14 protein-coding genes are annotated in these 13,089 nt (G+C 47.4%); 7 read left to right on the top strand and 7 right to left on the bottom strand.

Annotated elements, in window-relative coordinates:
* Window positions 1-87: 87 nt before the first annotated feature.
* From PSE6802_RS0123380 to kaiC, 3 genes are read left to right on the top strand one after another with little or no spacing between them, the layout of a single operon-like run.
* Window positions 88-954 carry a circadian clock protein KaiA gene (locus tag PSE6802_RS0123380; RefSeq protein ID WP_019502459.1) on the top strand — a complete coding sequence of 289 codons (867 nt, stop codon included), beginning with the start codon at window positions 88-90 and terminating at the stop codon, window positions 952-954.
* Between the two features lie 4 nt (window positions 955-958).
* Window positions 959-1,264, top strand: coding sequence for a circadian clock protein KaiB (gene kaiB, locus PSE6802_RS0123375; protein ID WP_019502458.1), 306 nt, complete (start codon window positions 959-961; stop codon window positions 1,262-1,264).
* The gene (gene kaiC / locus PSE6802_RS0123370) at window positions 1,257-2,795 is read left to right on the top strand and encodes a circadian clock protein KaiC (RefSeq protein ID WP_019502457.1); all 1,539 of its coding nucleotides are present in this window, start codon (window positions 1,257-1,259) and stop codon (window positions 2,793-2,795) included. Before kaiB ends, kaiC begins: the two co-directional genes overlap by 8 nt.
* 302 nt (window positions 2,796-3,097) lie before the next feature.
* Here kaiC and PSE6802_RS35990 read toward each other — a convergent pair whose 3' ends face one another.
* The 3 genes from PSE6802_RS35990 to PSE6802_RS34165 form a co-directional block, all read right to left on the bottom strand.
* Window positions 3,098-3,292 carry a type II toxin-antitoxin system HicA family toxin gene (locus PSE6802_RS35990; RefSeq protein ID WP_071592318.1) on the bottom strand — a complete coding sequence of 65 codons (195 nt, stop codon included), beginning with the start codon at window positions 3,290-3,292 and terminating at the stop codon, window positions 3,098-3,100.
* Complete coding sequence (locus tag PSE6802_RS0123360) at window positions 3,289-3,513, bottom strand: type II toxin-antitoxin system HicB family antitoxin (RefSeq protein WP_019502455.1); 225 nt, start codon at window positions 3,511-3,513, stop codon at window positions 3,289-3,291. Before PSE6802_RS0123360 ends, PSE6802_RS35990 begins: the two co-directional genes overlap by 4 nt.
* Before the next feature lie 517 nt (window positions 3,514-4,030).
* Complete coding sequence (locus tag PSE6802_RS34165) at window positions 4,031-4,522, bottom strand: hypothetical protein (RefSeq protein WP_019502454.1); 492 nt, start codon at window positions 4,520-4,522, stop codon at window positions 4,031-4,033.
* A gap of 211 nt (window positions 4,523-4,733) precedes the next feature.
* Here PSE6802_RS34165 and larB point away from each other — a divergent pair, with 211 nt between their 5' ends.
* Window positions 4,734-5,495 (top strand): nickel pincer cofactor biosynthesis protein LarB, encoded by a 762-nt coding sequence (gene larB, locus PSE6802_RS0123350; RefSeq protein WP_019502453.1) that lies wholly within the window; start codon window positions 4,734-4,736, stop codon window positions 5,493-5,495.
* A 13-nt stretch (window positions 5,496-5,508) separates the two neighbouring features.
* Here the strand turns inward: larB and PSE6802_RS0123345 are convergent, their stop codons facing one another.
* Together PSE6802_RS0123345 and bchB are read right to left on the bottom strand one after the other, a co-directional pair.
* Window positions 5,509-6,150: a hypothetical protein gene (locus PSE6802_RS0123345; protein ID WP_019502452.1), complete on the bottom strand. Its 642-nt coding sequence runs from the start codon at window positions 6,148-6,150 to the stop codon at window positions 5,509-5,511.
* A gap of 149 nt (window positions 6,151-6,299) precedes the next feature.
* A complete protein-coding gene (bchB, locus tag PSE6802_RS0123340) occupies window positions 6,300-7,826 on the bottom strand; it encodes a ferredoxin:protochlorophyllide reductase (ATP-dependent) subunit B (protein WP_026103502.1) in 1,527 nt (508 codons plus the stop codon).
* 305 nt (window positions 7,827-8,131) lie between these two features.
* On the opposite strand from bchB, the gene PSE6802_RS0123335 reads away from it, so the two are divergent.
* Together PSE6802_RS0123335 and PSE6802_RS0123330 are read left to right on the top strand one after the other, a co-directional pair.
* Window positions 8,132-8,830, top strand: coding sequence for a uracil-DNA glycosylase (locus tag PSE6802_RS0123335; RefSeq protein WP_019502450.1), 699 nt, complete (start codon window positions 8,132-8,134; stop codon window positions 8,828-8,830).
* Window positions 8,830-9,117 carry a DUF2288 domain-containing protein gene (locus PSE6802_RS0123330; RefSeq protein WP_019502449.1) on the top strand — a complete coding sequence of 96 codons (288 nt, stop codon included), beginning with the start codon at window positions 8,830-8,832 and terminating at the stop codon, window positions 9,115-9,117. Before PSE6802_RS0123335 ends, PSE6802_RS0123330 begins: the two co-directional genes overlap by 1 nt.
* Window positions 9,118-9,126: 9 nt before the next feature.
* On the opposite strand, the gene PSE6802_RS0123325 is transcribed toward PSE6802_RS0123330, so the two are convergent.
* Window positions 9,127-10,473: a hypothetical protein gene (locus PSE6802_RS0123325; RefSeq protein WP_019502448.1), complete on the bottom strand. Its 1,347-nt coding sequence runs from the start codon at window positions 10,471-10,473 to the stop codon at window positions 9,127-9,129.
* Window positions 10,474-10,475: 2 nt separating this feature from the next.
* A complete protein-coding gene (locus PSE6802_RS0123320) occupies window positions 10,476-11,552 on the bottom strand; it encodes a PIN/TRAM domain-containing protein (protein ID WP_019502447.1) in 1,077 nt (358 codons plus the stop codon).
* Between the two features lie 265 nt (window positions 11,553-11,817).
* On the opposite strand from PSE6802_RS0123320, the gene hemW reads away from it, so the two are divergent.
* Window positions 11,818-12,993 (top strand): radical SAM family heme chaperone HemW, encoded by a 1,176-nt coding sequence (gene hemW / locus PSE6802_RS0123315; RefSeq protein WP_019502446.1) that lies wholly within the window; start codon window positions 11,818-11,820, stop codon window positions 12,991-12,993.
* Window positions 12,994-13,089: the final 96 nt, after the last annotated feature.

Below are 13,089 nucleotides of genomic sequence, written 5' to 3'. Positions count from 1 at the left end.
CTATGTCATCATTCTCAATTGGCACTTACTTGGTATAGTTGTACAAAGATAAATTACGAAAGGTAAACTCTAGCAGCTAGTTCTACTGTGGCTTCTTCCCCAACCCTGCAAATTTGTTGCTTGATTTCAGGCAAGCAATCTCAAAACTTGCAAGCACAGCTTCATGAGGTTCTGGCTGTGGATCGTTACATTATTACCACTGCTAGCAATATAGAAGGGCTAACCGAGCTAATAAGCAGGCAAGGATATAGCCAGGACTGTTTAATTGTGTGTGACGATGGTAATGACATCAGGCATAAGTTGGCCGAGCTTGGCATACTACTACCTGTAGTAATTGTGACGGATGGCCCTCGCTCGCAAGAGGGCTATACCAGTCAAAAGCCGTATATTCTAAATACAGCCGTAGTTACAGTCAACTGTCAACAGTTAACAGATTTACCAGATGCTATCGATCGAGCGATCGCTATGTTTCTAAAACTCTCCGTGCCCCAAAGAGGGCAACTTTATCTAGATATACCAGAGTCAAGAACGTTTATTTCTCTAACTACGCAACAACAACGCCTATCAGAAAAACTCAAAGAAAGACTGGGGTACTTGGGAGTGTACTATAAGCGCGATCCCAAACAATTTTTTCGGTATCTTTCCGATGAGGAGAGGAAGTTACTAATTGCACGATTAACAGACGTGTACCGTACCATTGTTTTAGAGTACTTTAAGGATAGTAATCGCAATTTAAATCAGCAAATAGATGAGTTTATTAATCTGGCTTTCTTTAGCGATATTTCTGTCACCCAGGTGTTAGAAATTCACATGTCTCTTATTGATGAATTTTCTAAGCAGCTTAAGTTAGAAGGTCGCAATGATGAGGTTCTGTTAGATTATCGTATTACTTTAATTGATGTTATTGCCCATTTATGCGAGCTATATCGTCGATCGATTCCAAGGGAAGCCTAAAACAATGAGTTCTATGCGTAAAACTTATGTACTGAAACTTTACGTGGCGGGTAACACTCCTAATTCCGTCCGCGCGTTAAAAACACTGAATGATATTCTTGAAAAAGAATTTCAGGGAGTTTATACGCTTAAAGTCATTGATGTCTTAAAAAATCCGCAACTAGCAGAAGAAGACAAAATTCTTGCCACTCCAACGCTCGCCAAAATTTTGCCACCACCCGTCCGCAAAATTATTGGCGATCTCTCCGATCGCGAGAAAGTTTTGATTGGTCTCGATTTACTTTATGAGGAATTAATGGATGATGTCTAATTTGCCGCTATCAAATCCAGATCAGGGCGTGCAAAAGTTACGCACTATGGTTGAAGGTTTAGATGATATTACCCACGGTGGGTTACCTATGGGGAGATCGACGCTTGTCAGCGGTACGTCGGGCACTGGCAAAACCTTAATGGCTCTGCAATTCGTTTATAACGGCATTGTCGGACTGGGCGACCACGGCATCTTTGTTACTTTTGAAGAATCACCAGCGGACATTATTAAGAACGCTTTTAGTTTTAACTGGGATCTGCAAGCGCTGATCGACCAGGGCAAACTATTTATTCTCGATGCTTCGCCCGATCCAGAAATGCAGGAAATTGTAGGGGAGTTTGACCTGTCAGCTCTGATCGAACGCATTCAGTACGCCATCGTCAAGTACAAAGCGAAAAGGGTAGCGATCGACTCAATTACGGCAATTTTCCAGCAATATGATTCCTTAGGTTTAGTGCGGCGCGAAATCTTTCGCCTGGTAGCCAGGCTCAAATCCTTAGGAGTTACGACTGTAATGACCACTGAGCGAGTCGATGAGTACGGCCCCGTTGCCAGATTCGGCGTGGAAGAGTTTGTCTCGGATAACGTGATCATTATGCGCAACGTGTTGGAAGGGGAAAGACGGCACCGCACTGTAGAAATTTTAAAGTTACGCGGTACTACCCACATGAAAGGCGAGTTTCCTTTCACCATGACCCACCATGGCATCAATATCTTCCCCTTAGGAGCCATGCGCCTCACGCAAAAATCCTCAAACGTGCGCGTTTCGTCTGGTGTGGAAACCCTGGATGAAATGTGCGGCGGTGGCTACTTCAAAGACTCTATCATCCTCATTACCGGTGCCACTGGCACGGGTAAGACCTTGATGGTTAGCAAGTTTTTACAGAATGGCTGTCAAAGCGGCGAGCGCGCTATTCTATTTGCCTACGAGGAGTCGCGAGCGCAGCTATCTCGCAATGCTTCCTCTTGGGGCACTAACTTTGAGGAGTTAGAGAGCATAGGGTTGCTCAAAATTATTTGCGCCTATCCCGAGTCCACTGGTCTTGAGGATCACCTGCAAACGATCAAGTCGGAAATTGATTCGTTTAAGCCTTCTCGCATTGCGATCGACTCGCTGTCTGCATTGGCACGCGGCGTTAGTAATAATACCTTCCGCCAGTTCGTGATCGGCTTAACTGGTTTTGTGAAGCAAGAGGAAATTACCGGACTATTCACCAATACCACCGACCAGTTTATGGGTTCTCATTCCATTACCGAGTCTCACATTTCCACGATTACCGACACGATCATTCTGTTGCAGTATGTGGAAATTCGCGGTCAAATGTCCCGTGCTGTCAACGTATTTAAGATGCGGGGTTCTCGACATGACAACAAGATTCGGGAGTACATCATCACCGATCGCGGTGCCCAGATTAAAGACTCCTTCCAAGGATTCGAGCGCATCCTCAGCGGCTCGCCTTCTCGCACCTCCATCGATGAAAAGAGCGAACTATCGCGTATTATCCGAGGCGTGCAGACAGACTCGCCTTAATCGAGGATGTAGGGTATGGACATCTAAGAAATTAATTAATAATTTCTCCTTTGTTACTAGCCAACTTCCGTAGCTTGCGTGTCGTAGCCAATCGCCGATCCATTTTCGGGACTTGCAAACGTAGTCCATTCGTCTTGCTTGCTTATTTGCGTTAGCTTGCGTGGCGTAGCCAATCGCACTCAGATCATCTCAACGGTCTCAATCGGCGCTATCGCTACGTATAACAACGGCTTGGGCTTCAGCGGTTGCAAGGTTTTTCGAGTCATTGCTAGGGTGTTGAGTCTATCCGCTGCAAGCCCTGGTTAGGTTCCAGATATATCAGGCACTTGTAAGTCACGACAAATTTTGCGAGCAAGCATATTATTTATTTCACGATGACATGGAATAGAAGATGAGGCTTGTTTAGCACGATTGACGTAGATGGTATGCTTGCTGCCTTCACGCAAAAATTCACATCCATGCGCTTCAAGGTGACGGATTAAGTCTAAACGCTTCATGCAACAGACAGGGTAATAGACTCACGAACAACATCTTGACCTTGAAGTTGTTCTTCCGAGAGTAGACGATTTGCCTCAAGAACTAATTCAATTGCTTCTTCTAAATCTACTCTTACCTCTTCCAGAGTATTTGCTTGTGCATTAGCTCCTGGTAACTCTTCGACAAAACCGATGTAGCCCTCTGGGACTTTTTTAAAGACCTTTGTAAGTTGTAGATGCATGACTAAACCGTATGAGATTTGTAGATACAGGTATTTATTCAGCCGTTTATACTAACACAAATTTACTTATACTTCCATTAGGATAAAAACGAAATATATAGCGGTTTTCAGATCGGAAAGAGTAGGGGGTTTGGGGGCGTTGCCTCCATGACGGGGTTCCACCCCTTCACCCCGTCAATAAAACCTGTTCTCAATTGAAAAACGCTATATCTATGAATTTATCATTGTATGGATCTATAGACTTATAGTATCCATCAAATCTTCGCTCATATCGGCAAGCAGGTGAAAATCGTATACATGAAAAATTTTTATCTTGCAACTGCAAAGATTCCAGGCAAGCCCGTTAAATAGCTCCACCTATTACTCCATATGAGCGCAAATCTTATGCCAGTCATCAATACTCAGCTCTCAGCAGCTTGAAGGCTACAAAACCTAACGGCTAACGGCTTGGCGTTCAGCGACCTGGTTCCGAGCGCCAGCGAGGGCCAGGTCCGTCTGCAACGCTTGGTTCGACAGCTTACCACGACTTGCAGCGCATGCGGAAGTCATTGAGTCCCAGCAGGATTAGTCGCTTCAGATCGAGTATCTCGGCACTTGTCCACTCGGGAACGTACTCGCAGGGACTTGCTCCCATCGCGGGTAGATTGCAGCCGTGAAAGAGTTTGCCGTAGATCTCGGCGGCGCGAGACTCGGCCGCCGAGAAAAGTTCCTGCACGCCCGGAACGTCATTGAGCAGGTTCCATATGTTCAAGACGGCCGGGCAGTCTACCGCTTGGTTCCGAGAGTGACACCATGCCTGTATCGCGTCGAAGTCGTAAAATGCACTCGGTTCACTCGAGATACCCGCTGAGGTAGCCCGCGCTTCAAGGGCCTCAGCCTCCGTGGCGAACGAGACCACATCGCCAGCCTCATCAACCACGACGCGGTCGCGATCATTCGTCTCCCACAGAAAGATTCGCTCGCCGCCCTCGAGTCGCCCTCGGCACAGATATCTGGTCGCAGCTCCCATCGTTGGTCTGTCGAACTATATATTAAAGCGCCAAGTGTAGTATAGCACACTGAATTGACGTATATTACCGCATTTAGTAGTCTAGTACCTTTAAAAAGCGTCTTTTACCACTTTTTGCGTCTAGTATGTTTATTTGTGCATGTTAGACTGTATATTGCGGTCTAGTAACTCTGTGGTAGGTTTTTAACCGCACTGTGCGGTAAGTTAGTTAATGAAAGAAGAATTGAGACAACTTTTGCAGACTGTAGCTGACGGTACCCTCAGCCCAGATGCGGCACTAGAGCAACTCAAATATTTCGATTTTGAACCAGTTGGCGACATTGCCAAAATCGACAATCACCGCCAACTGCGCACTGGATTCCCAGAGGTCGTGTTTGGCTTGGGTAAAACCCCGGAGCAAATTGTGGCGATCGTGCAGGCGATGCGATCGCGCACTCCTCTCGTCATGACAACTCGCATCTCCCAGCCTGTATACGAACAACTAAAGTCCGAACTACCCGATTTAAATTACTTTCCCCTGGCGCAGATCTGCACGCTAGGCAAAGCCCCAGACATTGATGCCGAGAAGGGAGCGATCGCGATCGTGACAGCGGGTACAGCCGATCTTCCAGTGGCCGAGGAAGCAGCGGTTACCGCCGAACTGTGCGGCTATCAAGTGCAGCGTCTCTGGGATGTCGGTGTGGCTGGCATTCATCGTCTTTTAACACACAAACAAATATTGCACGCCGCCGATGTCCTGATTGTCGTAGCGGGAATGGAAGGCGCTTTGGCGAGCGTCGTAGCAGGTTTGGTGGATTGTCCCGTAATTGCCGTACCGACCAGCGTGGGTTATGGTGCCAGTTTTAACGGTATTGCACCTTTACTTACCATGCTCAATTCCTGCGCCACAGGCATTGGGGTCGTTAATATTGATAATGGCTTTGGTGCGGCAATGCTTGCCTGTCAAATCCTCAGAGTTGCCCGTCGGCGATAAATCTGTAGCAGATTTATGCGGCTACCAAATCGCGAATAGATTTAAGTACCTGGAGTAATTGCACTAAACGCTCAGAATTAATCAAGCTCAGATCCGGCAGTAATTGATAAGTTGGTGGATTCCCTTGGCGAATGTGGACGAACTGATACGTTACGCCATTTGTAGTCAATCCCCAAATATTGGGTTGATATTCCAGACTTTTGTAGGCATAGGCCAGCAGTTGTGGTAGTCCGGCGAGGGCTGAGATTTCACTGTTCTTTGCCTCAACTACCAAAATCCAAAAAGCAGCTTCAGTTTTTGAGAGAGTTTTCTTGACAGCTAGGATGTCCAACCTACCGTTAATTTTAGTATCTTCATCAACGATCTCGATCGCGGCAATATCCTCTTCGAGGGTAATTTCCAAAGGAGCTTTATAAAAACCAGCTAGACGCATCAAAGGCGCAATTACCAAAAATTTCACCTGTCCTTCAGAAACCTTGCCACTGGCAATATAGTGTCGAAAATCATCTCTAATTTGGGTAAGCTCTTGTTGCTCAAATTCTGTAAGGGGCTTTAAATCTAATAAATTTGTAAATGAGCCGTCAACTTCTTCCTGAAGGCCTAACAGGTTTTGTACATCCTCTAGAGTTAAGTTCTTTGCCTGTAATGTAACCATAATATTCCTGCTAAGTAATTAATACACAGCTATAGTATTTATCTATACTTGTAGCAAAAACAAGCAGGGATAAGCCAATCGTGTCAATTGGTTCTCCCTGCCTTAAGTATTACTCAAAATTACAGCTAGTCGCTTATGTTTACCTGTTTTTATGCACCAACAGATTCCTTGGCGGCGTAGAAGACTTCTAACGTGATTTCGCTAATGTTGCGATCGCGTGCGAATTTCTCTGTATTGCGCTTCACTTTGCCGCGCACAAATCCGGGGATTTTATTGAGCAGCTCTTTGGCTTCTTTATTCCAGTTCATATCAGAGTCTGCTGAGATACCCTTGGTAATCACTTCCTTGGTGTCGTGGCCGCCAAAGATCTCCAAAAGGTGATCTTCCATGCCTAGCGTAAAGGAGTTGTAGACGAGGTCGCAGATCTGGTTGGTGCCTTCATAACCCAGGAACGGTTTGAAGCCCAGCGTAAAGTTCTGGATGTGGACGGGTGACGAAATCACGCCGCAGGGAATATTCAGGCGCTTGCCAACGTGGCGCTCCATCTGAGTGCCAAAGATGGCGGCGGGTTCGACTTGAGCAATGCGATCGCCGATATAACCGTGATCGTCGCTGATAATTACTTCATCGCAATATTCGCTTACTTCCTGGCGGAACCATTCCTCGTCGTATTTGCAGAACGTTCCAGCCCAGACGACGTGAATTCCCATCTCGCGGGTGAGAATTTTTGCCATTGCGACAGCATGGGTGGCATCGCCGTAGACTACGGCTTTTTTACCCGTGAGATTTTGGCAGTCAATCGAACGAGAGAACCATGCGGCTTCCGAGACGTAGAGAGTTTGCTCGTTGATGAACTCTTCGTAGTCAACCTCTGCGCCTTGAGCGTTCAATACTTCCTGGATTTTGCGAATGCAACGTGCGGTTTCCACTACGCCCATAGGTGTGATATCCACAAATGGCATCCCAAATTCTGCTTGCAGGTAGTTAGCTGTCATCAATCCTAACTCGCGGTAGGGGACGAGGTTAAACCAGGCTTGTGGGAGATTCTTCAATTCATGTACCGAGGCACCCTCAGGAATTACCTGATTGATCTCAATACCGAGATCCGCCATCAGGCGCTTCAGTTCAGTGCAGTCGTGGTGGTTGTGAAAGCCGAGCGTGGAAATGCCGATGATATTTACAGAGGGCTTGCTAGTTTTGCCCGTAGGCAGATCGCCCTTCTTGCGTGCTTTCTCAATGTAGAATTTGACGATTTGTTCCAGGGTGCGATCGGCAGCTTGCAGTTCGTTAACGCGATAGTGATTGACATCCGCCAGCATCACATCGCCCTTGGAATTCATTTGAGCCTGCTCGACGAAGTTATGCAGGTCTTCTTGCAGGATGCTGGACGTGCAGGTAGGGGTTAGTACGATTAAATCCGGGGACTCTTCGCTGTCTTTGCGCGTAATATTATCGACCACCTTTTCGCCAGAGCCGCGTGCCAGTACGTGGCGATCGACTACGCTGGTCGTGACTGGGGTGAAGTTGCGCTCTCTTTCCAACATGGAGCGCATGACGTTGAAATAGTCATCGCCTAAAGGCGCATGCATAATGGCGTGAACGTTCTTAAACGAGCTAGCTATGCGCAACGTGCCAATATGCGCGGGGCCAGCGTACATCCAATATGCCAATTTCATATATGTTCTTCTCTATAGCGCTAACTTATAAATCTTTTTTAAGCCTAAATGGCGGGTAAGCACCTTGGGGCGATCGCTTAAACATTCTTTATTTTTATAATGCTGGCACTAGCAACTGTTCTTTACACGGCGAATAAGATTAAGAATATAGTTGAATATTATGCTGAGTAGCATCAGGGTGCGGTAAAAATTTATTAGCGCGGGGCGCAGGTTTAGCCCGAAGTTGTCGATTTTCAACGATACGCTCCTACAAAACCTGCCCCCTACAGAATCGCCCATCAGTGGAAAATTTGTTGGATATTTCAATGAACCAAAGCGATCGCGAACAAATGAGCCTGTTCGATCTAGAGCCAGTTCCACCAAAATCGGAGGCTAAGCCCACCGTGCCAGTGGCAGTACCACCTGCAAGTAACGCTATCTATGCCAACCTTGACGCTCTAAGGGCGGAGGCTATGGCTTGCCAGAAGTGCCCTCTAGCAGCAACGCGGATTAACGTTGTGGTAGAGCGCGGTAATCGCAATGCCAAGATTATGATTATTGGCGAGGCTCCCGGTCAGAACGAGGACGAACAGGGGCTACCTTTTGTGGGTAAGGCCGGGCAGTTGCTGGATAAGATTCTGGCATCAGTGGGACTAGACGAGTCGAATGTCTATATTTGCAACATTAATAAATGCAGGCCGCCTGGCAATCGCGTGCCCACCGATGAAGAAGTTGCCGCTTGCAAGCCATACCTATTAGAGCAAATCCGTCTCGTCGATCCCAAAATTATCCTTCTCACAGGAGCGACTGCCGTAAAGGCAATTACGGGTGATAAGCGCGGCATTACCAGGATTAGAGGCGAATGGATGGAGTGGCAAGGAAGATTGGCAATGCCGATTTTCCACCCTGCTTATTTATTGCGGAATGCTAGTCGAGAAGAAGGCAGCCCCAAGTGGCTGATGTGGCAAGATATTCAACGGGTAAAGGCTAGGTATTTGGAACTGATGGCAGAGGAGGAATTTTAATGAGCGACCTGAGAGCAGAGTTAACGGAAATGATGGATGTGGCTGAATGGGGCTGGTTGGAGGAACACGCACTACGGAGTAGACTATTTCTAGTCTCTTCCAGTTTGGATTTAGTCGATGTGGGAGTGGCGATCGCCCAAGATAACGTAGCTCTGGTACAGCAATGGTTGGAGCATGGATTACTTGCACATCCAACAGAGGAACAATTCTTAACCTGGAATCAAAACAAAGAGCAAACATTTCCTAGCTTAATCGTCCAGCCATTTGTTCTCATGAAGCTGGCATAAGTTCCAATTCTAATTTTTAGTTGCGATCGGCGTGCGCCGCACTAAGGTAAGAATGCAAACCCCTATGCCAAAACACGTCCACGCTCCGGCCAAACTAATTAATGGTAAGACATTAACTCCTTGAGCGTTTCTCAGTGCGGCAAATGCAATTACTAAAGCCAGCCCTATTTCCCATGCTTGCAGGCGATCGGCATACTTTGGCGAGTCTGGCATCAGGCTCGCAGGTGCAACCAAATTAATTACATATCGTGCCACCACAGGAGCGATCAGACATGCACCCATCAGCATAACGCAGCCTGGAAGGGCGGTCCTGGGCAGTGAAGGTAAAAATAGCATAGAAAACAAGCCAACAGCGATAAACGCTATACCAGCCAGGATGCCAGCTCCTTGAGGTAATAGAATGCCAACTAAACCTAAACTATCGCGGGTAGTTTCATGGCGTGCTAAATTGCAACTGTTCAATAAGGCTTGTCCTAACTCGCTTTCGCCATTTGTCTTACCCGTACCTAGAACCGCACTGGGTAAGGTAATATCCTTACTATAGCCAGCCAACTGCATCCAACTCAGATCGCCTTCGCGCAACTTCACCACCTCTAACCTGGAAAAGGCTTGCAAGTTAATTGTGTAGATAGACTCCAAGCCCCAGATACCGCTAAATTGCATCTGTAACAGCCGCTGCTGTGGTTTTACTAGAATTTGCCACGTACTTAAGCCCGTCAAACCTGCCATTGCCAGCGCGATCGCCACAATTGTCCGAATGTACCCAGAACCTTCTAGCGTCGTCCAAAAAAACACGCTCAGGAGCAATAAGATCGCGCTGTTAAACTGACGCGGTTGCTGGCTGAGAGATGTGGGGCTGATGCACACGCTTCGATCGCCATACGTAATCACGCTGAGGCGATCGGAAATGGCTAAATCTGCTTCTGTTATTGGTTTACCTATGGCTAAACCCAGCCACGTTGATATACCTAATAATCCCGCACTTACAAACAACCATAAAGCTGCAACCAGTGCATTTGTTATTTCTGGCGGTAGGTTAAAGTTTAATAGCCCTAACAGCACCAACCAACCAATTCCTATGCCCGTAGTTAACTCGCCCGTAAAGCTAAAAGGCGAGTTTTGTCGGCAGTCTCGCCAGATCGAAAGCGCTACATACCTAGAAAAAATAAATGCCAGTAATGAAGAGACTAAAACAATCGTTAATAGCTGCGGATTGCCTACCCTCAAAACAGGCACGATGCTATTGACTAGAATGAAAAGACCAGCCAAAAATGAGGAAATAGCAATTAACTGCGCCGATTGCGACGAACCCCAATCTGGCTTACCTGAAACCACCTGACGCTCGGGAATTACCATGACTAAACGTTTGCCGTCACTTCAGGTCGGGCAAAAATCATGCGGCCAGCGGACGTTTGCAAGGCGCTCGTCACAATTACATGTAATTGCTTACCAATGTAGCGTCGTCCATCTTCGATCACTACCATAGTTCCGTCATCGAGATAACCAACTCCCTGTGTTGGTTCTTTCCCGTCTTTGATTACTTTGAGGTTCAAGCCGTCGCCAGGTAAATAGGTAGGACGCAATGCCTGAGCCAGATCGTTAATGTTCAGTACATCGACCTGCTGGAGGTTTGCGACTTTATTGAGGTTGTAGTCATTAGTGATGAGCGTGCCGTTAATTTCCTGCGCCAGTCGCACGAGTTTAGCATCAACAGTGGAGATATCCTCGTAGTCGGCGGGGTGAATGACCACGCGATCGCCGTAATCGTTCCGCATATTATTGAGAATATCCAGTCCCCTGCGTCCGCGCACGCGCTTTTGATCGTTGGAGCTATCGGCGATCGTCTGCAATTCCTGAATCACAAACTGCGGGATCAGGAGTTGTCCTTCCAGGAAGCCCGTGTTCATTAGGGTTTCAATCCGACCGTCAATCACGCAACTTGTATCGAGAATCTTGGTCGCTGCTGGCTTGAGGATACCCTCAGCTAGCAAGCTACTTTCAATGTTGTTGGGGTTAATCAAGCGCACGAGGGCACGTCCGTGAGTATCTGAAAGCGTCATGCCCGTATAGGCAAACATGATACTCACCAGGATTGCCGTTAGAGGCTTGAAAAAGGAGAAGTCATCGGGAATGGGTAATAGGAATAATGGCGCTAGCATCAGATTGGCAACCAGCAACCCCACTACCAGGCCTACAGCGCGGCTGAGTAGAGCCTCAACTGGCATAACCCTAACTTTGGCTTCGAGGCGACGGTAGGCATTTTGCGCTACTATGCCTAAAATCAACCCAAAAAATGCGCCAAAACCTAAGGCTACCCAGCGCAACCCGTGAGGGTTAATTTTTGCTAGTACTTCTACAGGTAGCAAGTCCACGCCATGAAAGCCCGTGCCCGCACCTGCAAGAATGAATGTAATAATAATGACAGCATCAATCATGATGGTTGAGCATCTCCGCTCTAGTATGTATGTATGTGTTATGTATGTTCTAAATTGGGGAACTTGGATTAGCTTAGAGTGTTACTCCTGCCACAGCACGATCCCTTCAGCCTTTCTCAAGGCTTAACATATAATTTTACACAACTACCATTTTTCCACCATCTCTTAATAAATTAGGTAGGTTAGGTGGTGTGGGAATTACTACCACCTTAACCTATAGAGATCGTGCTCTGCCTAGTAGAGTCTTTATGCACTTTATGTATTTGTGGAACTAGTTGAGTCAATTTATCTACACATTCCCTTTTGCCTCAGGCGTTGTTTTTACTGCGACTTCGCCATTACAACAGGCGGTCAGGACTTAAAGGCACGATATGTCGATGCTATTTGCTGGGAGATCGTACTGACCGCAGCCGAAATACAACAAAAACACTGTCCCCCTCTACAAACTATATTTTTTGGGGGTGGTACGCCTTCGTTGCTAGATGTACGGCAGATCGCAACCATCCTGGAGACAATCGATCGCCAGTTTGGCATTGCCGATGATGTGGAGATCTCCTTGGAAGCTAATCCTGGCACTGTAACCCTGGAGAGTTTGCGCGGCTATCGCTCGGCGGGGGTTAATCGGATTAGCTTAGGTGCTCAGGCATTTCAACAGGAACTGCTCGACTTAGCCGGACGCGGTCACGGTGTTGACGACATCTACACGGCGGTTGAGGCGATCGCTCTTGCTGGAATTACTAATTTCAGCCTCGACTTAATTTCAGGTCTCCCCCATCAAAATATGCACCAATGGCAGGAGTCGCTCGCACGGGCGATCGCGCTGCAGCCCACCCACCTCTCTGTCTACGATCTGACGATCGAACCCAGCACGGCATTTGGCAAACGCTATCAAGCAGGCGATCGACCCTTACCAACTGAGGCAGCTACGGTGGAAATGTATCTATCAGCGAGCGCCCAACTGCAAGCGGCAGGCTACACGCATTACGAGATCTCGAATTATGCTCGGTCTGGCTATCAATGCCGCCATAACCTCACCTATTGGCACAACCGCCCGTTTTACGGTGTCGGCATGGGCGCAACCAGCTATGTCGATAAATGTCGTATCGATCGCCCCCGCAAACTGCGAGATTACTTTGAGATGGTGGCTGCGTGGCGAGATCGAGGCATTGCGCCCAACGCGCCGCCAACTCTACCGAAAGATGAATTACTCGATACGCTCATGCAGGGTTTGCGTTTAGCGGAGGGGATTAGCCTGCATAAACTAAACCAGAACTATGGCAAAGACTTAGTGGCAAGAGCTTTGACATGCTTGCAACCCTATTTTCAAAAAGGATGGGCGCAGTTAATCGGCGATCGCCAGGATTACCTCAGTCTTTCAGTACCTGAAGGCTGGCTATTTTCTAACGAGATTATTGCCGATCTGTTTGAAGCAATTTCTTAAAGCAATTTCAACCCGATCGGCAATTCCGAATACAGGGAAGAATTATAGCTAGGCGTAGGACGGGGTGCAGGAGTTATACCCCTGCGTGGGGGTGAA

The sequence above is a fragment of the Pseudanabaena sp. PCC 6802 genome (assembly GCF_000332175.1).
In the GTDB taxonomy this organism is placed as follows: domain Bacteria; phylum Cyanobacteriota; class Cyanobacteriia; order Pseudanabaenales; family Pseudanabaenaceae; genus PCC-6802.
This window is presented reverse-complemented; position numbering and strand designations above follow the sequence as displayed.